Origin of the sequence: Mangrovimicrobium sediminis, assembly GCF_004745945.1 — a bacterium.
GTDB classification, from domain to species: domain Bacteria; phylum Pseudomonadota; class Gammaproteobacteria; order Pseudomonadales; family Halieaceae; genus Mangrovimicrobium; species Mangrovimicrobium sediminis.
The window spans coordinates 14,771-40,416 of record NZ_SRLE01000005.1 but is presented as its reverse complement, the minus strand read 5'-3'; the positions used below and the strand labels follow the sequence as shown (position 1 = coordinate 40,416).

Here is a 25,646-nt window from a genome sequence, read left to right as displayed (position 1 = left end):
GACCGACAGCAACGGGAGACCACTACATCCCGGGCCTTTTTCACCTGACAAAACTACCGCGGAACTGGCATACGCCAGTCATAGGGGAGAGTAATTCCATGGAGAGATTTTGCGTGACCATCCTGGCCAGCGCTATTGCGATGTACTCCGCATCGCTGGCCGCCCAGGAAACTGCGAGTGACGAAGATGTCGTCGAGCTGGACACTTTCGTCGCCGAAGAAGAGGTCAATGACGACCTCGGCATCCTGCAGTCGGAACCGGTGGACTCGGTCTTCGGCTTCGGCAAGACCATCCTGGAGACGCCGCGCTCGGTGAGCTCCATCAGCTCCGAGTTCCTTGACCAGTTCAACGCCAAGGGCATCAACGACATCGTCAACTTCGTGCCCGGCACATTTACCACGTCCTTCTTCGGCGTCGCCGGCTCCCTGGACATTCGCGGTACCGCGGCGGAAAACTACTTCCGCGGCGTCAAGCGCCTGAACAACGAGGGTAACTTCCCGACCCCGATCGGCGCCTCCGACCGCATCGACGTGATCCGCGGCCCGATGTCACCGATCTCCGGCCCGAGCAAGGTGGGCGGCGCATTGAACTTCATTCCGAAGTCCGCGCGCGCCAGCACCGGCCAGTACATGGAAGACTCCACCGGTGAGATCAGCTACGAGACCGGCAGCTGGGACCGCAACATCATGAAGGCGGAGCTCGGCGGACCGGCCAAGTTCCTCGGTGACGACGCCGGCTACTACCTGTACGGCGAGATCAACAACTCCGACAGCTACTACAAGAACGACTTCACCGAGCAGACCCTGCTGCAGGCGTCGTTCAACAAGGACCTCAGCGCCAAGACCCGTATCGAGTTCGGCGGCATGTACCAGGACTGGCGCGGCCATGAAAACGGCGGCTGGAACCGAGTGACCCAGGACCTGATCGACAACGGCACCTACATCACCGGTATCCCGGCCACCAACATCGACAGCGAGTTCGGCAACGGCGACGGCCTGATCAACGAGCCGGAAATCGACCTGTGGGAAACCACCCTGGCCGGCCTGGTCTCCACCGGCGAGCCCTTCACCCCGGGTACTGTCAGCTGTTTCACCGGCCTGGTGCCGTTCTGCTTCAACGGCAACTTCGAGCCGCTGGACCCGAGCATGATCACCCAGGACCTGGTCGACGGCCTGGGCATCGGCCTGGACCCGGCCACCGTGGGCACCACCAAACTGTCGGGTAACGAAGTCCTGATCTCCAAGCTGGACGAGTATGACACCGAAGCGTCTACCTTCTACTTCGACATCATCCACGACTTCGACAATGGCTGGAGCATCACCAACAAGCTGTTCTACGACGCCCAGGAATACACCAACGTCGACAGCTACGGTTTCACCAAGATCGCCGACGCCTGGGTGATCGAGGACCAGCTGATCTTCGCCAAGACCTTCGAGTTCAACAACTGGACCAGTGCACTGCAACTGTCGCCGTCCATTCGCTATACCGATGCGTTCTACGCACTGGACTTCGGCCACGAGATCTTCGACCGCACCGACCTGAGCCAGGGTTTCAACGCCCTGTCCATCCAACAGGTACCCAGCCGGCTGCCCCCGGGCGCCGAGTCCTGGAGCGACTACTGGAACTCGGAGTACACCCAGTACGGCCTGGCCGCCATGGTGGACATGAACTTCTTCGAGAACCTCAACGTACTGCTCGGCGGTCGCTGGGACTACGTCGATGCCGAGGGTGAAAACGGCGACGGCGACGGCCCCATCATCCTGCGCACCTTCGACCCGGACGGCGAGCACAGCGCCTCCAACTCGGACGACGGCTTCACCTACACCGCCAGCGTGTCCTACACCATCGCTGAGAAGTTCACCCCGTACATCACCCGCGCCGAGCAGCAGACCATCGTCTCCGGTTCCGCCGGTGACCTGGACACCGAGAACATCAAGAACAAGACGTTCCTCGGTGAATCGGAACTGGATGAATTCGGCCTGAAAATGAGCCTGCTGGACGGCCGCCTCTACATGGCCGGTGCCTACTACGAGCAGCAGCGTATCGCCTTCAGCTCGCAGAACCCGGTATCCAACCAGGCGGTGGAATCCGAGGGCTACGAACTGGAATTCCGCTACGTACCCTTCGACGACCTGGCGCTGATCGGCACCTACTCCAACCAGGAGACCCGGGTGACCACCCCCGGCGGCGTGACTTTCAGCTACATCGGCGCGGCGGACATGCCGCAGGTTGATCCCTCCGCGGTCTACGGCGGCATCATCGGCGGCAACATCGTGGTCGGCGAGAAGCCCCTGCGCGGCGGTATCCCGGAAGTGACCTGGTCGCTGTCCGCCAGCTACAAGCTGATGCAGAACGTGAAGACCAACCTCAGCGTGACCTACGTGGACGAGGTGGAGTCATCCGTACTCGGCGGCATCACCCTGCCCGACTACTACCTGGTCAACGGCTCGGTCGTGTACGACAGCGAGAAGTTCCGCTTCGGTGTGTTCCTCAACAACATCCTCGACGAGGACTACTACCGCGGCAACTTCCCCAGCCTGTACGGCAACAACGCCGTACTGCCGGAGCTGCCGTTCAACTGGTCCGCAGAGATCGCGTACAAGTTCTAGGTGTGAACTGGCAGGATTGCCATTTGGAGCAGCGGTTCGCCGCTGCTCATTTTTTTTGGATTCAACGAAACAGGTTGCAATGGGCGTAAATGCCACGCGTGCCGCCGACGACCGGCGGGCACTGATCAGCCTGCAGGGCGTCAGCAAGGAGTTCGCCCCCGGGCAGGTCGTACTCGACGATATCAGCGCCGAGTTGCCGCGCGGCGAGTTTCTCGCCCTCATCGGCCCCAGCGGCTGCGGCAAATCGACACTGCTGAAACTCATCGCCGGGCTGATCTCGCCCAGCGCGGGCAGCCTGTGTGTGGGCGGCGGAGCACCCAGCGCCAGCGAGGGCAAGCTGGGCTTCGTGTTCCAGGACGCCAACCTGTTGCCCTGGCTGGACATCCGCGACAACGTCGCCCTGCCGCTGAAACTCGCGGGTCTGCCGCGGGCGCAGCGCGATGAGCGCGCGGAGGCGATGCTCGAGATGGTCGGCCTGTCCCACGCGCTGGGGCGCTACCCGCGCGAATTGTCCGGCGGTATGAAGATGCGCGTGTCCATCGCCCGCGCCCTGGCCACACAGCCGGAGATCCTGCTGTTGGACGAACCCTTCGGCGCACTCGACGAGATGACCCGCGACAGCCTCAACGAGGAACTGCTGCGCCTGCGCGAACTGCAGGGCTGGACCGGCGTGTTCGTCACCCACTCGGTGGCGGAGGCGGTTTTCCTCGCCTCGCGCATCATGGTGCTCTCGGCCAACCCCGGCCGTATCCACGCGCTGCTGGACATCGACCTGCCCTACCCGCGCACCGCGCACACCCGCACCGACGGGGACTATCACGCCTACCTCACCGAGGTGACGCGCAGCCTGCACAGCGTCGGGGGGCACGACTGATGGCGCGCCGGATGAACGGGATACTGGCCAGTTTCACCTGGCCGCTGGTGGTGGGGCTGCTGTTCCTCGGCGTGTGGTATGCCGCGGTGACCTGGCTCGATATTCCCGAGTACCAGTTGCCGCTGCCGCACCGCATCCTCGAGGAAGGTGTGAAAGAGGGGCCGACCCTGTGGTCCGGCCTGTTGCAGACCACCTACGCCTGCCTGCTCGGGTTCTTCACCTCGGTGGCCGGCGGCGTGGTGCTCTCGGTCATGCTGGCGCTGTCCGACATCGCCTACCGCGGCATCTACCCCTATATCCTCATGCTGAAGATGACCCCGGTCATCGTGCTCGCGCCGATCATCATCATCTGGTTCGGCCAGGGCATCGGTAGTATCACGGTGATCACCTTCCTCATCTGTTTCTTTCCCATCGTGGCCAACACCACCATGGGCCTGCGCTCCGCGGACCGCGGCCTGGTCGACCTGTTCCGCGTGTACGGGGCCTCGCGCTGGCAGGCCATGCTGCACCTGCGCATCCCCGCGGCGCTGCCCTATTTTTTCACCGGCCTGAAGATTGCCGCCGCCCTCACCCCGATCGGCGCCCTGTACGGCGACACGGTGGCGGGCATGGGTTCCGGCGCGGACGCCGGCCTCGGTTTCGTGGTGGTGATCTTCAGCTCGCAGCTGAAGGTGCCGGCGCTGTTCGCCGCGGCGTTTACCGCCTGCGCCATCGGTTTTCTGTTCGTCGGCCTGGTCAACCTGCTCAGCTGGTGGGCGCTGCACCGCTGGCACGACGCCTATCAACAGGAGGGTAACTGAATGCGCCCGATCATCGCGCTGCTGGGAGCGGCACTGCTGGCACTGAGCGCCTGCGGCGAGAAAGCCGACGCACCGGCCACGCCGGACACGCCGGCCCTGACCAAAGTCGTTTTGCAGACCGACTGGTATGCGCAGCCCGAGCACGGCGGCTTCTACCAGGCGCTGGCGCGCGGCTTCTACGCCGAGGAAGGCCTGGAAGTGGAGATCCGCCCGGGGGCCAACGTCAGCGCCATCCCGCAGCTGGTGGCCATGGACCGCGTGCAGTTCTCGGTGGGCGCCATCGAGACCATGTTCATCTACCGCTCGCGCGGCATTCCGCTGGTCAGCCTGTTCCCCTATTTCCAGCACGACCCGCAGTGCGTGATGTTCCACCCGGAAGCCGGTATCGAGACACTGCAGGACCTCGACGGCCGCGAGGTCATGTTCAACCCCGGGCTGGTCTACGTGGACTTCCTGGAGAAGGCCATGGGCCTGGACATCCACGTCCTGCCCATGGACTGGTCCCTGGCGCGCTACATGACAGACAAGCAGTTCGTACAGCAGTGCTTCCTTACCAACGAGCCGGTGATGGTGCGCCACGAGGGCATCGAACCCGGCGTGATCCCGCTGTCCGAGTCCGGCTTCGATCCCTACCGCCATGTCTACACCAACGAGAAAACCGCGCGTGAAAGTCCCGAGTTGGTGAAGGGCTTCATCCGCGCCTCCCTGCGCGGCTGGCGCGATTTCATGACCGGCGACCCGGCGCCCGCGTACCAGCTGATCACCGCGAGCAACCCGCAGCAGCAACTGCCGCTGATGGAGGAGATCCGCGAGCAGATGCGCGCCTACAGCCTGATCGACGGCAAGGTCGAGCAGGGGGAAACCCTGGGCCAGTACAACGTGCAGCGCCTGCGCACGGTGCTGCAGCAGTTGCAGGACATCGGCCTGCTGGACGGCCCGGTGACGCTGGAGGAGAGCGTCGCCTTCGACCTGCTGCCGCCGGAACTACTGGTAGGAGAGACACCCTGAGCGATGCCCGCCGCGCCTGAGATCCTGATCGGCAACGCCACCCTGCCCGACGGCAGTCGCGCGGATATTCGCGTGCGCGGCAAGCGCATCGCCGAGATCGGCAAAAACCTGCAGCCCGGCCCCGGCTGCGAACAACTCGACGCCAGCGGCCTGCTCGCCTATCCCGGCCTGGTCAACACCCACCACCACCTGTTCCAGAGCGTGCTCAAGGCGGTGCCAGAGGGCATCGACCAGCCCCTGGGGCCGTGGCTGGCGCACGTGCCCTACCGCGCCTGGGGCCAGGTCACGCCGGAGCTGATGTACTGCGCCGCGCGCGTGGGCTTGAGCGAACTGCTGCGCAGCGGCTGTACCACCTGTGCCGACCATCACTACCTGTACCACGCCGACACCAGCCCGGAACTGGAGGAGGCGATCTTCCAGGCGGCGCGGGAACTCGGCATCCGCCTGGTACTGTGCCGCGGCGGCGGTAGCCGCGAGGGCAGCCACCAGGGCCTGGCGGTCACCGACCTGGTGCCGGAGAGCATCGAGCAGCGCCTGCAACGCATGCAGGACAGCGCCGCACGCCACCACGACCCCGCGGCGGACGCCATGACCCGCGTGGTGGTCGCGCCCACCTCGGTGATTCACGCCTCTACCCGGCAGGAACTCCTGCTGCTGGCGGAGTTCGCTCGCGAGCACGGCCTGCGCCGCCACAGCCACCTGCTGGAGGTCGGCTTCGACGATGAGGTCGCGCGGGAAAAACACGGCATGTCAGCCATCGACTACATGGACGACGTCGGCTGGCTGGGCGAGGACGTGTGGTTCGCCCACCTGGTGCACGTGGACGACAGCGGCCTGAGCAAGCTGATCGCCACGCACACTGGCATCGCCCACTGCCCCACCTCCAACGCGCGCCTGGGTTCCGGTGTGGCGCGGGTGCCCGAGATGCACGCCGGCGGCCAGCCGGTCTCGCTGGGCGTGGACGGTTCGGCCTCGGCGGAGAGCGGCAGCATGGTCAGCGAGATGCTGCTCGCCTGGCTGGTACACCGCGCCGTCGGCGGCCCGGCGGCGACCCAGGTCGAGCAGGTGCAGCACTGGGCCAGCCGCGGCGGCGCGCAGATTCTCGGCTTTGCCGAACTGGGTGCGCTGGAGGCGGGCATGCTCGCGGACATCGTGCTCTATGACCTCGCGGCACCGCGCTTCGCCGGCGTGTGGGAGCCGCAGTGGGCGCCGGTGGTCTGCGGCGAGCCGATCACCGCGCGCGAGGTGATGATCAACGGCGAGTGGCGGGTGCGCGGCGGCGAGATCCTCGGGGTGGACCAGGCGGAACTCTTCCGCCAGACTCAGCGACAATTGGCGATACTGGTGGACGCATGTCGATAGAAGCGCAGGGCGCAAACACGAACAACTCATCCCTGGCGGCACGCCTGGACAACTACTTCCAGATCAGCGCGCAGGGCAGCAGCATCCGCACCGAGCTGATCGGCGGGCTCACCACTTTCATGGCCATGGCCTACATCACGGTGGTCAACCCCTCCATCCTGTCCCAGGCGGGCATGGATTTCGGCGCGGTGTTCGTCGCCACCTGCCTGGCAGCCGCCGTGGGCACGGTAATCATGGGCGCGGTGGCCAACTACCCGATCGCCCAGGCCCCCGGCATGGGGCAGAACGCCTATTTCACCTTCGGTATCGTGCTGGGCATGGGCAACAGCTGGCAGAGCGCGCTGGGTGCCGTGTTCGTCTCCGGCATCATTTTCATCGTGCTCAGCGTGCTGCCGGTGCGCGAGTGGCTGATCAACGCCATCCCGCGCTCGCTGAAACTCGGCATCTCCGCCGGCATCGGCTTCTTCCTCGCCATCATCGCCCTGGCCAGCGGCGGCGTGGTGGTGGACGACCCGGCGACCCTGGTCAGCCTCGGCGACCTCACCCAGCCGCCGGCGATACTGTTCTTCCTGGGTTTCGTGCTGATCGCCGCGCTCAGCCACCGCAACGTGATCGGCGCCGTGGTCATCGGCATGCTCGCGGTGACCGTCATCGGCTGGCTCACCGGCGTCGCCGAGTTCAACGGCGTGGTATCGACTCCGCCGGCTATCGGGCCAGTATTCATGCAACTGGACCTCGACGGCATCTTCGAGTGGTCCATGATCACCGTGGTGCTGACCCTGCTGCTGGTAGACGTCTTCGACACCGCCGGCACCCTGGTCGGCGTCGCCACCCGGGCGAAGATGCTCGACGAGAACGGCCACCTGCCGCGCCTGCGCAAGGCGCTGCTGGCGGATTCCGGTGCCACCGCGCTGGGCGCGTTGTTCGGCACCAGTTCCACCACCAGTTACATCGAGAGCGCCGCCGGCGTGGGTTCCGGTGCGCGCACCGGCCTGGCCGCGATCTTCACCGCGGTGCTGTTCATCCTCTGCCTGTTCGTCGCTCCGCTGGCGCAGAGCATTCCCGCCTACGCTTCCGGCGCGGCGCTGCTGTTCGTCGCCTGCCTGATGGCGCGCGCGCTGGAGGAACTGGAGTGGGCCGACATCACCGAGAGCGCCCCGGCCCTGGTCACCGCCCTGGCCATGCCGCTCACCTACTCGATCGCCAACGGTATTGGTATCGGTTTCATCTGCTACGCGGTGACGCGTATCGCCTCCGGCCAGTGGCGCCAGTGCCCGGCGGCGGTCTACGTGGTGGCGGTGATTTTTGCACTGAAGTTCGCTTTCCTCGGCGCCTGACGCGCAAGCGTCACAGCGCCTGCGCTATGCTGTAGCCGGGCCGCCGACGCGGGGCGGCAGACAGGATTCCGGGGTACCATGTATTACGGTGAGCGTTTCAACAGCATCTCCCACGTGGTCGGGGCCGCCCTGGCCCTGATCGGCCTCGGCGCCCTGCTATACAAGGGCTTTCTCAGCGGCGACTGGCGCGCGACGGTCGGCTACACCGTGTACGGCCTGAGCATGGTGATGATGTACACCATGTCCGCCCTCTACCACAGCTTCCCCATGCCGCGGGTCAAGCGCATCTTCCAGCAGCTGGACCACGTGTCCATCTACCTGCTGATCGCCGGCACCTATACGCCCTACATGATCGTCTCGCTGGGTCACGCCCAGGGCCCGTGGATGCTGGCGGCGATCTGGGGGCTGGCGGTGGTCGGCATCTGCCTGGACCTGTTCATGCGCAAACGCATCCACGGGCTGCAGATCGCCATCTACCTCGGCATGGGCTGGCTCGGCGTGCTGGTGTTTCGCAGTTTTTCCGCCGCGCTGGAGACCGCAGGCATGGCCTGGCTGCTGGCCGGGGGCATCGCCTACACCGTCGGCGTAGTGTTCTACGTGCTGGACAAGATGAACCGCCTGGACCACGCCCACGGCATCTGGCACCTGTTCGTGCTGTGCGGCTCACTCGCCCACTTCGTCTCCATTCTCGGCTACGTGGATTGACCGGACGGGCGGTTGCCCGCCCACCCGGTAGTCCACACAGCTGTGCGTCGAGACTGCCCGGAACAACGTCCCGCCTGCGTCAATCGCGCCGGTTCTTGATTTTCATCGCGTAGCGATTGCGCTTGCCCTGGGCGCGGGCCTGGGCGCGCTTCTCGGCCACGGAGCTCGCGTTCTGGGCCTGCTCGCGCAGCAGCTTGTGGTAGTTGGCCAGGCGGCGCTCGTCCATCTCCTCGCGCTCCACCGCGGCGAGCACCGCGCAGCCGGGTTCGCTGCGATGGCTGCAATCGCCGAAGCGGCAGCGCTGCGCCAGCGCGGCGATATCGGCGAAGGCGTCCTCCACCCCCTGCTCGCAATCCGCCAGTTGCAGTTCGCGCATGCCGGGGGTATCCAGCAGTACGCCGCCGCCGGGAATGCGGTGCAGGGAGCGGCTGGTGGTGGTGTGCCGGCCCTCGTCGTCGTCCTCGCGAATACCCGCGGTGCGCTGCACGGCGGCGCCGACCAGGGCGTTGACCAGGGTGGACTTGCCCACCCCGGAAGAGCCCATCAGCGCGACGGTCCTGCCCGCGCTGCACCAGGGTGCCAGCGCGGCAACGCTGGATGCGTCCAGGCCGTTGACCGCCACCACAGGCAGTTGGGCACCCAACGCCTGTACTTCGGCCACGCGGGCCTCGACGTCATCAGTGCACAGATCCGCCTTGGACAGCACCACCACCGGCTCCACCCCGGCCTCGTGGGCGAGGGCGAGGTAGCGTTCGATGCGGTTGAGGCTGTAGTCCTGGTTCAGCGAGCAGACGATGAACACGGTGTCGATGTTCGCCGCCACCAGTTGCGCGCGCTGCGCCGTGCCCGGCGCCTTGCGCGCGAACAGCGAACTGCGCGTGAAACAGCGCAGGAAACGCCCGTCGGCGTCGAGCAGGACCCAGTCGCCGACGGTCATCGCCGGCAGCGACATGCTCACCGGCAGCGCGATGCGCTCCTCGCCGGTGTCTACGGTAATCACCGAGCGCTGGTAGTCGACGATGCGCGCCGGGCGGTCGCGCTCCCACTCCTCCAGCGTCAGTTGTTGTTGGAAATACGGTTGCCAGCCCAGCGGCTGCAAAAGCTCGAAATGCATTGGTTTGCCCCCGGCGCGCAAAGGCGCCTGCACAAAATCAAGGTTGTGGGGCGTAACGGCCCCGGCTAAGGCATCAGCCGGGTGAGGACAGGCGGGTGTTCGGGTGTTGCTGGAAAGCGGGCGCTGGGTAAGGGTCCTGGCGCCCTGGTGCTAACAAACGGCGGTTTGCAAACGTGTATTAGCGACCGACTGTCTCAATCCCGGCGGCGAGCTGAACGACAATCATAAATTTCCCCTCCGGTGCATTGAGTGATGGCGCATGGTAACGCCGGGATTGCGGCGGAGCAAGCGTGCCGCCGCGGGAGTAGTGCGCGCGAACGGGGGCCAGCCTCAACCGGACGGCGACAGCGGCGCCGCGCTGGCCGCCAGTCTTTGCTGGCGCAGGCTGCCGACGCGCTGCGGCGCATTGTTACGCAGCGCACCGTAGAAAAGGCTGTAGTCGATCAGGTGATAGTCCTGCCCGGCGGGGTCCGCCTCGGCGAAAGGCCCTGCCTCCTGGTCGGCGACGTACAACAGGCCGTCGCGGCACTCCGCCCAGGTCCAGTGTTCGAGCAGCGGCGGCAGCGCGCGCAGTTCGATGTCCACCGGCGTATCCAGCAGCGTATTGAGCAGGTTGCCCCCCGGCGAGACGTACAGGGCGCCGGGGTTGTGGACGGCGGCGACGCGCCCGCCGGCGCGCTGCCAGTTGAGCGGGTTGGTGCACAGCAGCGGCTTGCCATCGGACAGCTCGACACCGCCCGGATACCAGTGCGGCACCCCCGCGCGCCGCTCGCCGCGCTCGCCGTAGGTCGACCAGTGCACCACGCAGCCGGTGTCGCGAGCCGTCTCGCAGGGCTGGATGTGTACGAGGGTACGGCCGAAGGTATCCAGCGGCACCCAATAGCCGATCAGGTAGGCCGCGGCCAGGCGCTGCTGTGCGGGCTGGCCGTCCACGTACTCGGCAAGCAGGCGCAGGGCGTGGTAGGTGCCCTGGCTGTGACTGGCGACAATGAACGGCCGGCCGTCATTGCGCGCGAGGAACACCTCGAAGGCGCGGGCGATGTCCGAGTAGGCCAGTTCCAGCGCCGCGGTGCCGTCGCCGTCCTCGCGGTCGAGGAAGCTCCACAGGGTGGCCTGCCGGTAGTGCGGGGCATAGACCTCACAACACAGGTTGAAGGCGCTGGCCTGGGCGCCGAGGATCACATCCACCATCTCCCAGGCGCGGGACTCCACGAACAGCGGGGCATTCCACGCTTCGCCGCTGATGTAGGAGGTGGGGTGGATGTAGAAGACATCCGCCGGCGCGCGGGACTCGCGCGGCGCCAGCCCCTGGGGGACCAGGCGCGCAGCACTGGGCTTACCGGGATACGCGGCCCAGTAGCGGGAATCGTTGTAGTCCGGCGCGCGGCCGGCATTGGCGACATCGAAGGGCTGGTCCGGTTCGATGTAATAGACGACGAGTTCCTCGCCCCAGACCTGCAACACGCTCCACGCGGAGCCGCCAACGCCCAGCCCGGCAAGCGCCAGGACGGCGAGAAGCTTCTTCATGAATTAACGGGAGTGTCATCACTTTGTAACACAATGCAGTGTAACAACCTGCCCGCCGGATGACTGTGAAGCTTTTATGACATCGGGGGATTTCGGAGGCCTGCACAGGGCGAACACGCGCCCGGGGTGGGTTCCTGCACGTCAGCCGGACGGCGGCGTGCGCAAAGTGGCAAACAGGCGGTGGTGTTCAGCCCTGTCCACTACCCGCATAAACGTCCGGCTGCCAGCGCTGCATGAACACCTCCGGGTTGCCCAGCGCCGTAAAGCCGAACTGCCGGTACAGACCATGGGCGTCGCGGGTGCCCAACAGCATACGCCGCAGCCCCTGCAGGTCCGGGTGTTCGAGAATCGTGGACATCAGCCACTTGGACAGGCCGCGACCGCGGTGCGCCTCGAGGATGTAGACATCCGCCAGGTAGGCGAAGGTCGCGCGGTCGGTCACCATGCGCGCGAAGCCGACCTGCTCGCCGCCGCCACCCAGCACACCGAAATTCAGGGAATTGGCGATGGCGCGGACCAGGGTCTCGCGCGGAATACCGCTGGCCCAGTAGCTGCGCGTGATGAAGGCGTGTATCGCGTCGAGGTCCATCTCCTCGACGCGCGTGGTGATGCGGTAACCCTGCATGGGGAGCGAACCTCAGCCGGCAAAGCACACAGGGTAGCACCAGTTCTGCTGCCAGCGCGCCAGCTTGTCCGCGGCGTCCTGGCCGGCGTAGTCCAGGGCGCGCGCCGGCGGTGCGGCGGGATTGTCCAGCAATGCGGCGTTAAGCGCGCCGTAGACCACACCGTCGATCGTGGCGGTCACCAGCAGCACCTGGCCGCAGTGGGCGCACTCGTGGAAGTCGGCACTGCCGGAGCCCTGGCGCACCACGTTGTGCAAGGCAGGGCGGTGGACCCGCACTTCCACCCGGGTCGCCGACTTGGACACCCAGGTGGTGCCGTGTTCACGGCAGTAGTCGCACTGGCAGGCGCGCGGGGTGCAACTCAAGTCCACGCAGTGCCAGTCGAGTTGCAGGTTGCCGCAGCGGCACTGCCCGCGGATGCTCACGCGCGCGGTTCGCTCAGGCCTTTTTGACGAATTCGGACTTCAGTTTCATCGCGCCGATGCCGTCGATCTTGCAGTCGATGTTGTGGTCGCCCTCGACCAGGCGGATATTCTTCACCTTGGTGCCCACTTTCACCACCGAGGACGAGCCCTTTACCTTCAGGTCCTTGATCACGGTGACGCTGTCGCCGTCGGCGAGGGCGTTGCCATTGGCATCCTTCACGTCGAGGGCGTCCGGGTCCACGCCGGTGTCCGCGGCGGACCACTCGTGGCCGCACTCGGGACAGGCCAGGCGCTCGCCGTCCGGGTAGGTGTAGGCGGAGTTGCATTTCGGGCAGGGGGGAAAGTCACTCATGGTCGTGTCTCGCGTATTCGTGCGGCGCCGGTTCGCGCCGCTGCGTGTGTCAGTCTCCGACGCGCTCAGGGCGCCTCGGGCAGGGACCAGTCGATCGGCGTCTCGCCGCGCGACTGGAGGTATTCATTGGCGGCGCGGAAGTGCCCGCAACCGAAAAAACCGCGGTGCGCGGATAGCGGCGACGGGTGCGGTGCCTTCAGCACGCAGTGCTTTGCGGTGTCGATGATCGCGCCCTTGCGCTGCGCGTAGCTGCCCCAGAGCAGGAACACCACGCCCTCGCGCTCGCGATTCACCACGTCGATCACGCGGTCGGTGAAGGTCTCCCAGCCCTTGCCCTGGTGCGAGGCGGCGCGGCCGGCCTCCACGGTGAGCACGCTGTTGAGCAGCAGCACACCCTGGTCCGCCCAGTGGGTCAGGCAGCCGTGGGCGGGAATCGGCAGGCCCAGTTCCTGGTGGATTTCCTTGTAAATGTTCTGCAGCGAAGGGGGAATGGCTACTCCAGGCCGCACCGAGAAGCACAGGCCGTGGGCCTGGCCGGGGCCGTGGTAGGGGTCCTGGCCGAGGACAACGACCTTCACCGCCTCCAGCGGCGTGTGTTCGAAGGCGTTGAAGTATTCGCTGCCCGCCGGGAAGATGCTTTTGCCGCTGCGCTTTTCAGACTGCAGGAAGGCGCGCAGCTGCTGCATGTAGGGCTGCTCGAACTCGGGCGCCAGGCGCGCCAGCCAGCTGGGTTCGAGCTTGATCGCGTTGCGCGCGGTGTCCGGCATGTCGTTTCCGTGGTTGGGCTGCGGCGGGTAGGTCCGCGAAGCGCCGCAACAGGCGCACTTCACGAACATGATCAGCGCGAAATAGTGCCGTATTCGCACCGGGGTGAGAAGCCCTTAACAATGCCAGCCGCATGCTTTAACATCGCCGCGCCCGGGCCAGCGCCGCAGCTGCGCACGGGCCGGCTGATGCCACTACCCGCCCGCGCACCGCGCCACGGAACCCTCAATGGAAGCCTTCCTCACCTCCACGCTCACCGTCGCCCTCGCCGAGATCGGCGACAAGACGCAGCTGCTCTCGCTGTTCCTGGCCACGCGCTTTCGCAACAAGTGGGCGATCATCGCCGGCATCCTGGTGGCCACCCTGGCCAACCACGGTGTCTCCGCCTGGCTCGGCGACCTGATCGGCGACTACCTGGCCAGCGCCACCGGCCAGTGGCTGATCGGCGGCAGTTTCATCGCACTGGGCCTGTGGCTGCTGGTACCGGACAAGGACGACAGCGAGGACTCCGCGGTGGAGCGCTACGGCGCCTTCGTCGCCACCACGGTGATGTTCTTCCTCGCCGAGATCGGCGACAAGACCCAGGTCGCTACCGTGCTGCTGGGGGCGCAGTACCAGTCAGTGTTCTGGGTGACCGTCGGCACGACGCTGGGCATGCTGCTGGCCAACGTGCCGGTGGTGCTCGCCGGCGACTACCTGATGCGCCGTATTCCGCTGCAGCCCGTGCGCATCCTCGCGGCGGGCGCATTCATCGTGGTCGGCCTGCTGCAACTGCCGCTGCGCGCCACCTTTGGCTGAAGCGGGCACCACCCGGGCCTGTACATGAACCACTGCCCGGTTCCAGGCGTATACTCGCCCTGAACTTTTCCAACGCGGAGTAAGGCCATGCGACGACCACTGCACACCCTGTGCGCCGGACTGGCGGCCCTGCTGCTGTCCGTCCCGCTGCAGGCCAGCGATATTGCCGCCGCGTTCGAACTGGAAAGCGGCGCCCTGTGGCAGTCGCGCAACAAGGTGCGTCTTCCCAACGACGCCAGCGCCGATCGCTTCGCGCTGACCGACATCGCCGGCTCCGGACCCTGGCCGGCGCTGCGCATCAACGCCAACTGGCGGCTGACCGGCCCCCACGAACTGCGCCTGGTCATCGCCCCGCTCGCCTACAAGGAACGCGGCAGCTTCGGCGAGGACGTGCGCTTCGACGGCGAGACCTTCGCCGCGGACACGCGACTGGCCGCCGAGTACCAGTTCAACAGCTACCGCCTGGGCTATCGCTACCGCTTCGAGGATGTCGGCGGCTGGCGCCTGTGGCTGGGCGCCACCGCATTCATCCGCGATGCCAAGATCGAACTGACCCAGGGCAGCACCAAGGCCAGGGACGACGACCTGGGCTTCGTGCCCCTGCTCTACCTGGCCGGCGAGTATCGCTTCGCCCAGCGCTGGAGCCTGCGCTTCGACTTCGACGGTCTCGCCGGCGGCCCCGGCCGCGCCCTGGACCTCGGCGTCAAGCTCGGCTATGACATCGACGAACGCTGGCGGGTCAGCGCCGGCTACCGCACCCTCGAGGGCGGCGTGGATACCGACGACGTCTACAACTTCGCCTGGTTCAACACCGCCCTGCTCGCCATCGACTACCGCCTGCCGGGCGCCGGCGACTGACACGCGACGACCGCCCGCGGCAGTGGCTATACTGGCTGCCGTGCGCGATGCCTGTCGCGCTTGTCGCGCCCAACCACGGAACACTCACAAAACAGCGATAACAAGGAGACAGCGCCATGCTCCAGGCGGACCCCGCACCGCGCATGCCCGAGGTAGACCCCGATGCACTCACCGACGAGATGCGCGAATTTCTCGCCAAATGGACCGGCGGCATTTTCAGCAACGCGGACAGCAACCCGGTGCTGCTCACCTTCGCCCATCACCCGCAGCTCGCCGACCTGTTCTCGCAGCTCAATATCCACCTGCTGTCCACCAACACACTGCCGGTAAGGTTGCGGCAGATCGCCATCATGCGCACCGCGTGGATCTGCGAGGCCGCCTACATGTGGTCCAGCCACCTGCGCACCAGCGCGCGCGCCGGCCTGGAGCCGGAACTGTACGGCCCCCTGCAGAACGGCGCCGACGACCCCTACTTCACGGATTTGGAAAAGGTGGTGATACGCGCCACCGAGGAACTGGTGCGCGAGCACCGTATCGGCGACGACAACTGGGCGGCGCTGGCGCAGGCCTGGGATGAGAAACAGCTGCTGGACTTCATGTTCACCGTCGGCGCCTACCTCACCGTCGCCGGCGTGATGCGCTCCGCCGGCGTGCAGCGCAAGCCCGAGTTGCTGGAACTGGCGGAAAAATACGGCGCACCGGCGCCGGACGGTCGCTAGTCGCAGGCCGCCATCGGCATCACCTGGGTGAACAGCGCCGGGCTGGGCCGGTCGGCCAGCGCGGTGACGGGAATCAGCTTGTCGCGCTGCAGCTTGCCCGCGGACTGGTTTTCGGGCGCCGCCAGGGGGGCTGCATTGAACGCCGCCAGGCGTCGCTCGGCAGGCGCCGGCGCGTAAGCGGTGGTGCGCATCATCGGTTCGCGGCCCAGGCGCCGGGCCAGGGCCTCCATGTGGGCAGGTGGCCACTCCTGGCCGTGGCTGGAGCCCGCGGCGCGGGTGATGCTCTCGTTCATCAGGGTGCCGCCGAGGTCGTTGGCCCCGGCCTCGAGACAAGCGGAAACCCCCGCCTCGCCCATCTTCACCCAGGACGCCTGTATATTCTCGATAAAGCCGTGGAACACCAGGCGGGCGACGCTGTGCATGAGCAGCGCCTCGCGGAAGCTGGGGCCGCGCCGCGCCCGGCCCTTGAGGTACAGCGGCGCCTCCATGTGCACGAAGGGCAGCGGCACGAATTCGGTGAAACCGCCGGTGCGCGCCTGCAATTCGCGCAGGGCGAGCAGGTGGCGCGCCCAGTGGCGCGGCGCCTCGATGTGCCCATACATGATGGTCGCCGTCGTGCGCAGCCCGGCGCGGTGCGCCTCCTCGATCACCGCCAGCCACTGGGCGGTGTCCAGCTTGTCCGGGCAGAGCACGCTGCGCACCTCGTCGTCGAGCACCTCGGCGGCGGTGCCGGGCAGGGTGTCCAGGCCGGCCTCGCGCAGCTCGCGCAGGAACTCGGGCAGCGGCATGTCCAGGGTCTGCGCACCCTGCCACACCTCCAGCGGGGAGAACGCGTGAATGTGCATCTGCGGTGTCGCCGCGCGCACGGTGCGCAGGATGTCCAGGTAGGTCTGCCCCGTGTAGTCCGGGTGGATACCGCCCTGCATGCACACCTCGGTGGCGCCGCGCTCCCAGGCCTCGCGGCAGCGGCGGGCGATCTCCTCGCCGCTGATATCGTAGGGGCGCCCGCGCAGGTTCTCGCTCAGCTTGCCCTTGGAAAAAGCGCAGAACTGGCATTTGAAGTAACAGACGTTGGTGTAGTTGATGTTGCGGTTGACCGCGTAGGTGACGCGCTCGCCCACCGCCTGTTGACGCAGGCGGTCGGCCTGCGCGGCGACCCAGCTGAATTCCGGACCGCGCACGGCAAACAGGCGTTCGACATCCGCCTGCTCCAGCGCCGCGCCCGACTCACAGCGCTCGACAATCGCGCGCAGGTCGGCGGGTACCGCGGCATCCGCCGGCGGCGAGGCCAGCAGTGCACGCTCGAGCTCAGGCACCGCGATGTCCTCGCCCGGCACCCAGCGGTCGCGGCGGGCGAAGCCGGCGGCATCGCTGTGCGCCAGCACCGGCCCGCGCAGGGCCGGGTCCAGCCAGCGCGCCGCTTGTTCGGCATACTCGGGATAGATGGTCAGGCGCTGCTCGAGGAACTTGCCTGCTGCAGCGGTCTCGCGCGCCAGTTGTTCCAGGTGCGGCCAGGGTGCCTCCGGGTTGACGTGGTCCGGGGTCAGCGGCGAGACACCACCCCAGTCGTTGATACCCGCCTCCACCAGGCGCTCCAGCACGCCGGGCGACAGGTTCGGCGGCGCCTGGATGTTCATCGCCGGCCCGAAGACAACGCGGGCTGCGGCGATGGTCCACAGTAATTCTTCCAGGTCCGGCTCCGGCGCAGCGGCCATCAGGGTGCCGGGTTTGGCGCGGAAGTTCTGCACGATGACTTCCTGCAGGTGACCGTGCCGCTCGTGGGCCTCGCGCAGGGCGAGCAGCGACTCGACGCGCTCGCGGCGGGTCTCGCCTATGCCAATGAGAATGCCCGAGGTGAACGGCACCGCCGCCTGGCCGGCGCGCTCGATGGTTGCCAGGCGCACGGCGGGCTGTTTGTCCGGCGAGCCGTAGTGCGGCATGCCCTTCTCGCACAGGCGCTCGGCGGCGGATTCCAGCATGATGCCCATGGACGCGCTGACCGGGCGCAGCAGGGCGATCTCTTCATCGCTCATACAGCCGGCGTTGATATGCGGCAGCAGGCCGGTCTCCTCCAGCACTCGCGCAGCAACGTCGCGCAGGTATTCCAGGGTCGAGGCGTAACCCATGGCCGCCAGCGCCTTGCGCGCGGCCGAATAGCGCAGCTCGGGACGCTCGCCGAGGGTGAACAGCGCCTCCTGGCAGCCCATCGCGGCGCCGGCGCGACACAGTTCCAGCACTTCCTCGACCGGCATAAAGGGCTGTTCAACACGCTTCGGCGTCTGCGCGAAAGTGCAGTAGTGGCACACGTCGCGGCACAGCTGGGTCAGGGGAATGAACACCTTGCGCGAGTAGGTGACCAGCGCACCGTGGCCGCGGTCGCGGGCGGCGCCGGCCAGGGCGAGCAGCCCGGCGAGGTCGTCATCGTCGGCCAGCGCCAGGGCGTCTTCGCGCGCCAGGCTGCCGGTACCGAGCCCGAGAGCAGACAAACAGCGCCGGGTATAGGCGCCGACGGCGGGCGCACCGGGCAGGCATTCGAGGTCCGCGGGCTCGTCGATGTCCAGCGCCAGCCCGGGGCGCGAGAGCAGCGCCGGCTCCAGGCCGGCACCCTGCGCCGCGGCGCTGTGGCGCGCGCAGCTGTCCGCGCCGAACTGGAACTGCGGTACCGCAGCGCCGGGAAACGCCAGCAGGTTGGTGCCGCGACCGGTCTTGTCCGCGCCGATAACCAGTGCCTGCGCCGGTGCGGCGAGCACCGCGTCGATATCCGCGGCGCCGAGGGCGGGCAGGTCGGCATGCAATGCGAGGAGACGCCCGGCACCGGCGCGCTGCGCCGCGGCGGCCTGCAGGGCCGTGTTGAGATCGTCCGCGCCGAGCTGCGCCTCGTCGATAAAATCGACGCCGCATAGCTGCGCCAGATCGCGTGCGTCGTCGCCGCGCGAGACCAGCGCCACGCTGTCGATAGCGGGGTGGGCGCGCAGGCAGGCCAGCACGTCGCGGCACATGGCGCGCACCAGCGCCGCGCGCTCGGCCGGGCCGAGCACACCGGACAGCCGGCTCTTGGCGCCGGCGTTGTGCTTGAGCGCCACCAGTGCGTGCGTACCGGTCATACCCCCTCCAGCGCCAGGCAGTAGCGCGCCAGGCGTTCCTTGTCGTTTGTTGTTGTCATGATGGTATCGGCCACGATACTGCGCAGGCCGAGCTGGTCGATGCCAGTGGACAGTGTAGCGTCACTGCTGTCGATCACGAAATAGTCAATCAGGCCGGGGTAGGCCTGCGCGTAATGCGCGGCGACACCCAATGCGGTGGCCGGTATCTGCAGCTCCGCCATCATCTTCGCCGCGGGACCCTTGAGCGCCAGGCCAGCGACGATCGGCGACACCGCCACTACCGGCGCCGGCGCATCGCGCAGGGCTCGCCACAGTTCCCCGGTTTGCAGGATCGGATCGACGCTGACAAAGGGGTTGGAGGGGCAGATCACGATTTTCTCCAGCGCCGGGGAGGCCAGCAGTTCGCGCAGCGCCGGCGGCGGTTGCGCCGCGTCCAGCCCGGCGAAGCGAAAACCGCGCACCGCGGGTTCACAGCGGCGGCGCACGAAATAGTGCTGGAAGGGCAGTTCGCCCTCGTCGGTGTCCACCAGGGTGCGCACCGGGGTCTCGCTCATCGGCAGGACGTGGCTGCGCAGCCCGAGGCGCTGTGCCAGCCCCGCGGTTACCTGCGACAGGCACTCGCCGGCGGCCAGGCGCGTGCTGCGCCACAGGTGGGTGGCGAGGTCGCGATCGCCGAGCCGGAACCAGGTTTCGCCGCCCAACGCCTCCAGCGCCTGCATCGCGTTCCAGCTTTCACCCTCCAGGCCCCAGCCCTGCTCGCGGTTGGCGCGCCCGGACAGGGTATATAAAAGCGTGTCGATATCCGGGCAGATGGTCAGCCCGAGGTGTTCGAAGTCGTCCGCGGTATTGGCCAGCACGTGCAGCGCCCCCGCGGGCAGTACGCGATCCAGCCCCAGCGAGAGTTTGGCGCCGCCGACACCGCCGGAGAGCGCGAGTACCTCACCGCCCATCAGTGCCGCCCATCAGCGAAACAGGTCCATGTCGCGCTCGCGCAACAGGCTGCCGGAGCCGGCCTCGGAGGCCGCCAGTTGCAGGCCGCGGGCCAGCACCAGCGGCGTGCCTTCGGCGGCCTGGCCCATGACCAGCGAGGCGGCGGCGGCCAACTCGTCGGCGATCGCCGGCATGGTGACCTCCAGGCGGTTGCCGAACAGGTCGCTGTCGCCAACCTGGTCGCGCACTGCCTCCAGCCCGGCGCAGCCGATGGCGATACCCACGGTACCCATGCGCCAGGCGCGCCCGGCGCTGTCGTTGATGACCACCTGCGGGGCGACACCGCACAAAGTGGCCAGGCGATCACGCAGGGCCGCCGCCGAGCGGTCCGGGTCCTGCGGCAGCAGCAGCACCTGCGGGTCGTCCGGGTCCTGCTGCAGGTTGGAGCGGTCGATGCCGGCGTTGGCGTGCACGTAGCCGTTGCGATGCTCGACGATGATCACCCCCGGGCGCACGCGCAGCACCTCGCGGCTCTCGTCGAGAATCAGCTGCACCAGGCGCGGGTCCTTGTCCGCCTGCGCGGCGAGTTCCTGCGCCGCCGGCGTGGGCGTCACGCTGGACAGGCGCACGTAGCGGTTCTCGGCCTTGGACACGACCTTCTGGGCGAGCACCAGCACGTCCCCCGGGACCAGTTGCAACTGCTGCGCGCGCAGGGCGGCCGCCACCAGGCCGGCGAGGTCGTCGCCCGGCTCGACCAGCGGGAACGGGCGCAGGGGAATGAGTTGCAGGGACCCGAGCATGGGCGCCGGCGGGATATCAGTGATCGCCGAGCCCGGTGATACGGATACCGGCGTGGCACTGATACTGCTTGTTGATCACGATCAGCACCGAGGTCAGCGCCTCGGCGGCCGCCGCGTTGTTGATCATGCCGGCGTGGAAACCGCGCATGCCCGCCGCCTCGACCAGGGTGATCACCGCCTCGCGCGCCTCGCGCTTGTTGCCGCAGACCAGTACGTCGCAGTCCGGCCCGTCGGCCTCCTGCAGCTTGGCCGCCGGCACGTTCTGGAACGCGGAGACCACAGCGACCTCCTCGCCCAGCAATTCCTGGGCGATCTGCCCGGCGCTGCCGGCTTCCGGCAACTGCACGCGCGCCACCTTGGGCGGCACCAGGGGTACGGTGACATCGACCAGGATCTTGCCGGCGAGGGCCGGTTTCACCAGTTCCAGGGTCGCGGCCTGGTGGCTGAAGGGCACGGTGAGGGTAACGATATCCGCCGCGGTCGCGGCGTCGAGGTTTTCCATCGCCTCGACGTGCACCTGGGCGACGCCGCGCTCGGCCATGACTTCGTGCAGGTCGGCGACCGCCGCCTGGGCTTTTTCCAGGGTGCGCGACCCGATGATCACGCGGTAGCCCGCCTGTGCCCAGCGCCGGGCCAGGCCGGTGCCTAGATCGCCGGTGCCGCCCAGGATGGCCAGCACGGGCAGTGGTTCATTCGTCATAATTTTTTTCCGTGAAATCGCCGCCGGGAACCAGCTGCGAGAAAGTGGGAACCGCAGGCATATTAGGGAAATCCCCCGGCAGGCTCAAGTCGCGCCGATTCCGCAGTTGAGCATTTTATCGACAATCCTATTGCGGCTATACTCGGCACTCGTCGTCCGGCAATCCCGCGGGGCGCGAGGGAATAAACACTTCACAATAGCCGAATGTCGCCCCCGCAGACACAGACCCAGGTCTTTCCGGCACTCCTGGTGCTCGAGGACGGCGCAAAACTCTCCGGCGAGTGTTCGGCGACTGAAGCGCTGCAACTGCAGCTTTCGCGTGTCAAACTCCTCGCCGGCACCAGCGCCAGCGGCCGCGTGCGTCTCAAGCAGGGCATGCCCGCCACCCTGAACCTCATCGACCGCCAGGACCTCGGCCCCCTCCCGGTCACCATCGGCGGCATTACCGGCGGCGTGGTCTACCTGGCCGCGGCGGACTCCCGCGGCGACAAGGCGCGTCGCTGGAAGAGCCTGTTCGACGACAAACCCGTACCGCGGGTGAAGGCCTCGGACCTGCAGGGCGCCTCCACCGCCTACACGCGCATCCTGCGCGGCTTTCACCAGAGCGCCATGCAGGAACTCAGCATCCTGTTGCCGGAGGCGATCAACCACATTCACAGCGACCTGATGTCCCTGGCCAGCCGCATCAAACCCAGCAGCGACGGCCGCAACCGCGTCTACGAGGCGGCGGTTTCGCTGGGCCGCAATCGCGAGCGCATCGGCCGCCTGCTGCTGGAGCAGATCGAGAACTACTTCCAGAAGCTGGTGCCCGGGCCGGGCGAGGACGAGTACTGGCAGCAGGAGATCGAGGGTCCCGAGGAACTGGACCTGGTCGACCTCGACGAGTTCGAGGGGCACCTGGCGCTCAACCGCACGGTGACCATGGCCGAGGAACTGCACCGCATCCCGCTGGAGGCGCTGACCATTCGCCTGGCGGAACTGATCGGTGCGGAGCCGCTGGCGGTACGCCTTCCGATTCACGCCCGCCAGTTGTGCCGCGCCTTCCAGAACGCCACCGAGACCCTGGAAGTCGCTCCGGAGACCGCCCCGGTGGTCTACGAATACTACTCGCAGCACGTGGTGCGCCCGCTGGGCGACTTCTACGCGGCGATGAACAACTACCTCGCCGAGAACGGCCTGGCGCCGGAACTCGAGCGCGAGATCCAGACCAAGGGCTCGCTGCTCAAACGCGCGCGGCTCAACCCCAACGCCGCCCGCCCGGTGCAGGACCAAGCGACCAGCGTACCGGAGGAGATCGTCTCCCAGTTGCGCGGCGCCCTGGGCCAGCAACCCACCGGCGGTGACCCGCCCCCCGGCGGCTTCGGCCACGGGGCCGGGGCCATGCCGCCGTTAAACGTCTACCAGTCGGTGGTCGACGCGCTCAACTTCCGCCGTGAGGCGGAGGGCCTGGCCAATGGCGAGGCGCTGGCCTCCGGCGTGCCCCTGAGCGGCACCTGGGACGGCGCCACCATCCCCAGCAGCGATGTCGACCAGAGCACCCTGGTGGACGCGGCGACCATCGCCCGCGCGCTCGCCGCCCTGCAGCGCGACAGCGGCGTGCGCCAGGCGGTACGCGAGGCGCAGTCCCTGCGCGAGTACCTGGCGCAGCACCGCCAGCAGATCAACAGCCTGCGCGACAGCAGCGGCCTGACCACCGACAGCCTCAACCAGCTGGACATGGTGGACAACCTGTTCGGCACCATCTCCTCGCAGATCGACGTCGCCCCGGAACTGAAACCGACCCTGGCCAGCCTGCAGATTCCGCTGGCCCGGCTGGCCCTGCTCGACCCCGAATTCTTCCTCGATCACGGCCACGTGGCGCGCGCCGTGGTCGATCGCCTGTCGACCCTGGCCACCTCCGCCAACTTCCCCAACCGCGCGCTGGAAACACGCATCAACCGGGTGGTGGAGGAAATCGTCGAGAGCTACGAGACCGACGAGTCTGTGTTCGAGCGCGCCCTGCAGGAAGTCGAGAAACTCGGCGAGCAGCAGGACCGCGCCCTGTCGCGCAATATCGAACGCGTGGTGCGCATCCAGGATGGCCAGGAGAAAGTGCAGCAGGCGCGCCTGGCGGTCAGCGCGGTCATCAACGAACGCATCCGCCCTCCCGCTGCGCCGCGCGTGCTGCTCGACCTGGTCGAGGCCGGCTGGCGCGACGTGCTGGTACTCACCCACGTCAAGGAGGGGCCGGAGAGCGCCACCTGGGCGGAGCAGATCAAGACCCTCGACCAGCTCTCCGGCTGGCTGGAGGACAAGCAGGCCGGTGACGACGACGAAGACATGCTGATGCAGCGCAGCCTCGAGGCCGAGACGCTGATCGACGTGGTCGAGCAGCAACTGGCCACCGCGCTGCCGACCAACATCGCCTACCAGCCGGTGCTCGCCGAGTTGCGCGGCATCCTCGCCGGCAGCCAGGACGTGGCCACGGCAGAAGTCAGCGATAGCGGCGACAGCGACGCCAACGCACCCCAGCGACTGCGCGCACGGGTGGAAGACCTGCCGCGGCTGCGTCGCTGGGTCAAGCGCGTCGAGCAACTGCAGAGGGACTCCTGGCTCACCTACCGCGGCGCAGACGGCCAGCGGCGGCGCATGCAGCTGGCCTGGGTCAGCCCGGCCAAGGACCGCTACATCTTCGTCAACGAGCGCGGGCAGAAAATCGCCGACCTCAGCGCCGTCCAGCTGGCGCGCAAACTGAGCCAGGGCGTGCAGCCGCCGGCGCCGGCGGACCGCCTGCCGGTGGTCGACAAGAGCATGTACCAGACGCTGGAGCACGTGCAGAAAACGCTCAGCTTCAGCCGCAACCACGACAGCCTGACCCGGCTGATCAACGGCGAGACCTTCCTCGACCAGATGAACCGTGCCCTGCGCCACGCGCAGCTGAAGAACTCTCAGCACGCGGTGCTCTACCTGGACATCGACAAGTTCGCCCTGGTCAACGAGCTGTACGACAAGGTCAACGGCGATGAGGTGTTGATGCAGTTCAGCCGCCTGCTCGCCCAGTTGCACGGCAAGAAATCCTCCTCGGCGCGCATCGAGAACGACCGCTTCGCGGTGCTGCTGCTCGACCGCAGCGCCGAACAGGCCATGCGCTTCGCCGAGAAGGTGCGCACCGACATCGAGGCAAGCAGTATCGAGATCGAGGGCGAGCAGGTCTCGTTCACCGTGTCCATCGGCCTGGCGCCGATCCTCGAGTTCAGCCCCTCGGTCGACCAGGTGCTGGAGTCCGCACGCTCTGCCTCGCAGGCTGCCAAGCAGGCGGGCGGCAACTGCGTACGCAGCTTCGACGAGGACCAGGGGCTGGCCAACCAGTTCCGCACCGACAAGTCGCGCACCCGGCAGGACCTCGAGCAGGCGCTGGCCACCGACCGCTTCGTGCTGCGCGCCCAGCCCATCATCCAGGTGGCGGTCTCCGGCCAGCAGGCGGTGGGCCGGCACTACGAATTGCTGCTCGGCCTGACCAACCCGGACGGCAGCATCGCCTCGCCCGAGGAGTTCATCCGCAGCGCCGAGCGCTACGGCTTCATGACCCTGGTGGACCGCTGGGTGGTGCGCGAGGCCTTCGCCTGGGTCAGCCAGCTGATGGATGCGCAAAAAGAAGTGCCCTACCTGGCGATCAACCTGTCCGGCGGCAGCGTCACCGACGACGAGTTCCTGGAATACCTGCTGGAGCAGATATCCGAGTTCGGTGTGGGTACCAGCCGCATCTGTTTCGAGATCACCGAGACCGGCACCATCTCCAACCTGGTAAAAGCCGCAGACTTTGTGCGGGCTTTCCGCAACATCGGCTGCAAGTTCTCGATCGACGACTTCGGCACCGGACTGGCCAGCCACAACTACCTGCGCGAACTGCCGGTGGACTTCGTCAAGATCGACGGCACCTTCATCACCGGCATCCACACCAACCGGGCCGACTACGCGATGGCCCGCTCGATCAACGACCTGGCCCATTTCCTCGGCCAGGAGACCATCGCCGAATCGGTGGAGAACGACGAAATCATCGCCAAGCTCGAGGAAATCGGCGTCGATTACCTGCAGGGCTGGGGCGTCGCGCGCCCGCGCCTGCTGACCGAGATCACCGACGAGCTGTCCAGCATCGTCAAGTAGCCCGGCTCACCGCGAAAGCGGTTTGACCTAAATCAACGCGGTTGCGCCGGGGCGCTGCTATCGTCCCTCCCCATAATCACAGCAGCGTCGTAC

Annotated in this window: 21 protein-coding genes; 11 read left to right on the top strand and 10 right to left on the bottom strand. The window is 67.2% G+C overall.

Translation table 11 applies throughout. The features are described 5' to 3' along the window. Positions 1-98: 98 nt before the first annotated feature. From E4634_RS05090 to trhA, 7 genes are all read left to right on the top strand, one after another. Complete coding sequence (locus E4634_RS05090) at positions 99-2,609, top strand: TonB-dependent siderophore receptor (protein WP_135441543.1); 2,511 nt, start codon at positions 99-101, stop codon at positions 2,607-2,609. A gap of 79 nt (positions 2,610-2,688) precedes the next feature. Beyond that, the gene (locus E4634_RS05085) at positions 2,689-3,483 is read left to right on the top strand and encodes an ABC transporter ATP-binding protein (protein WP_135441542.1); all 795 of its coding nucleotides are present in this window, start codon (positions 2,689-2,691) and stop codon (positions 3,481-3,483) included. 11 nt (positions 3,484-3,494) lie between these two features. Further along, the gene (locus E4634_RS05080; protein ID WP_167854773.1) at positions 3,495-4,283 is read left to right on the top strand and encodes an ABC transporter permease; all 789 of its coding nucleotides are present in this window, start codon (positions 3,495-3,497) and stop codon (positions 4,281-4,283) included. Further along, positions 4,284-5,291 (top strand): ABC transporter substrate-binding protein, encoded by a 1,008-nt coding sequence (locus E4634_RS05075; RefSeq protein ID WP_135441540.1) that lies wholly within the window; start codon positions 4,284-4,286, stop codon positions 5,289-5,291. Between the two features lie 3 nt (positions 5,292-5,294). After that, positions 5,295-6,653, top strand: coding sequence for an amidohydrolase family protein (locus E4634_RS05070; protein ID WP_135441539.1), 1,359 nt, complete (start codon positions 5,295-5,297; stop codon positions 6,651-6,653). Then, on the top strand, positions 6,644-7,990 hold the full coding sequence (locus tag E4634_RS05065; RefSeq protein WP_135441538.1) for an NCS2 family permease: 1,347 nt from the start codon (positions 6,644-6,646) through the stop codon (positions 7,988-7,990). The genes E4634_RS05070 and E4634_RS05065 overlap by 10 nt, the downstream gene beginning before the upstream one ends. A 78-nt stretch (positions 7,991-8,068) precedes the next feature. Further along, complete coding sequence (trhA, locus tag E4634_RS05060; RefSeq protein WP_135441537.1) at positions 8,069-8,695, top strand: PAQR family membrane homeostasis protein TrhA; 627 nt, start codon at positions 8,069-8,071, stop codon at positions 8,693-8,695. 79 nt (positions 8,696-8,774) lie between these two features. On the opposite strand, the gene rsgA is transcribed toward trhA, so the two are convergent. The 6 genes from rsgA to ung form a co-directional block, all read right to left on the bottom strand. After that, on the bottom strand, positions 8,775-9,809 hold the full coding sequence (gene rsgA / locus E4634_RS05055; RefSeq protein ID WP_135441536.1) for a ribosome small subunit-dependent GTPase A: 1,035 nt from the start codon (positions 9,807-9,809) through the stop codon (positions 8,775-8,777). A 330-nt stretch (positions 9,810-10,139) separates the two neighbouring features. Next, on the bottom strand, positions 10,140-11,336 hold the full coding sequence (locus E4634_RS05050; RefSeq protein ID WP_135441535.1) for a DUF3089 domain-containing protein: 1,197 nt from the start codon (positions 11,334-11,336) through the stop codon (positions 10,140-10,142). Positions 11,337-11,523: 187 nt separating this feature from the next. Beyond that, on the bottom strand, positions 11,524-11,961 hold the full coding sequence (locus E4634_RS05045; RefSeq protein ID WP_135441534.1) for a GNAT family N-acetyltransferase: 438 nt from the start codon (positions 11,959-11,961) through the stop codon (positions 11,524-11,526). 12 nt (positions 11,962-11,973) lie between these two features. Next, the gene (locus tag E4634_RS05040) at positions 11,974-12,384 is read right to left on the bottom strand and encodes a GFA family protein (RefSeq protein ID WP_135441533.1); all 411 of its coding nucleotides are present in this window, start codon (positions 12,382-12,384) and stop codon (positions 11,974-11,976) included. A 13-nt stretch (positions 12,385-12,397) separates the two neighbouring features. Further along, the gene (locus E4634_RS05035) at positions 12,398-12,736 is read right to left on the bottom strand and encodes a zinc ribbon domain-containing protein YjdM (RefSeq protein WP_135441532.1); all 339 of its coding nucleotides are present in this window, start codon (positions 12,734-12,736) and stop codon (positions 12,398-12,400) included. A 65-nt stretch (positions 12,737-12,801) separates the two neighbouring features. Continuing rightward, complete coding sequence (ung, locus tag E4634_RS05030) at positions 12,802-13,503, bottom strand: uracil-DNA glycosylase (protein ID WP_135441531.1); 702 nt, start codon at positions 13,501-13,503, stop codon at positions 12,802-12,804. Between the two features lie 226 nt (positions 13,504-13,729). Here ung and E4634_RS05025 point away from each other — a divergent pair, with 226 nt between their 5' ends. From E4634_RS05025 to E4634_RS05015, 3 genes are all read left to right on the top strand, one after another. Beyond that, positions 13,730-14,299, top strand: a complete 570-nt coding sequence (locus tag E4634_RS05025; protein ID WP_135441530.1) for a TMEM165/GDT1 family protein — start codon at positions 13,730-13,732, stop codon at positions 14,297-14,299. Positions 14,300-14,386: 87 nt separating this feature from the next. Then, a complete protein-coding gene (locus tag E4634_RS05020) occupies positions 14,387-15,157 on the top strand; it encodes a hypothetical protein (protein WP_135441529.1) in 771 nt (256 codons plus the stop codon). A gap of 116 nt (positions 15,158-15,273) precedes the next feature. Beyond that, positions 15,274-15,876, top strand: coding sequence for a carboxymuconolactone decarboxylase family protein (locus E4634_RS05015; RefSeq protein WP_135441528.1), 603 nt, complete (start codon positions 15,274-15,276; stop codon positions 15,874-15,876). On the opposite strand, the gene cofH is transcribed toward E4634_RS05015, so the two are convergent. From cofH to npdG, 4 genes are read right to left on the bottom strand one after another with little or no spacing between them, the layout of a single operon-like run. Continuing rightward, positions 15,873-18,980 carry a 5-amino-6-(D-ribitylamino)uracil--L-tyrosine 4-hydroxyphenyl transferase CofH gene (cofH, locus tag E4634_RS05010; RefSeq protein WP_135441527.1) on the bottom strand — a complete coding sequence of 1,036 codons (3,108 nt, stop codon included), beginning with the start codon at positions 18,978-18,980 and terminating at the stop codon, positions 15,873-15,875. The genes E4634_RS05015 and cofH overlap by 4 nt on opposite strands. After that, a complete protein-coding gene (cofD, locus tag E4634_RS05005) occupies positions 18,977-19,930 on the bottom strand; it encodes a 2-phospho-L-lactate transferase (RefSeq protein ID WP_135441526.1) in 954 nt (317 codons plus the stop codon). The genes cofH and cofD overlap by 4 nt, the downstream gene beginning before the upstream one ends. A gap of 12 nt (positions 19,931-19,942) precedes the next feature. After that, on the bottom strand, positions 19,943-20,710 hold the full coding sequence (cofE, locus tag E4634_RS05000; RefSeq protein ID WP_135441525.1) for a coenzyme F420-0:L-glutamate ligase: 768 nt from the start codon (positions 20,708-20,710) through the stop codon (positions 19,943-19,945). Between the two features lie 16 nt (positions 20,711-20,726). Beyond that, positions 20,727-21,410, bottom strand: a complete 684-nt coding sequence (gene npdG / locus E4634_RS04995) for an NADPH-dependent F420 reductase (RefSeq protein ID WP_135441524.1) — start codon at positions 21,408-21,410, stop codon at positions 20,727-20,729. 204 nt (positions 21,411-21,614) lie between these two features. Between npdG and E4634_RS04990 the strand changes: the two genes are divergently transcribed. Then, entirely contained in the window at positions 21,615-25,553 is a 3,939-nt protein-coding gene (locus E4634_RS04990; protein ID WP_135441523.1) for a DUF1631 family protein, read from the top strand. Positions 25,554-25,646: the final 93 nt, after the last annotated feature.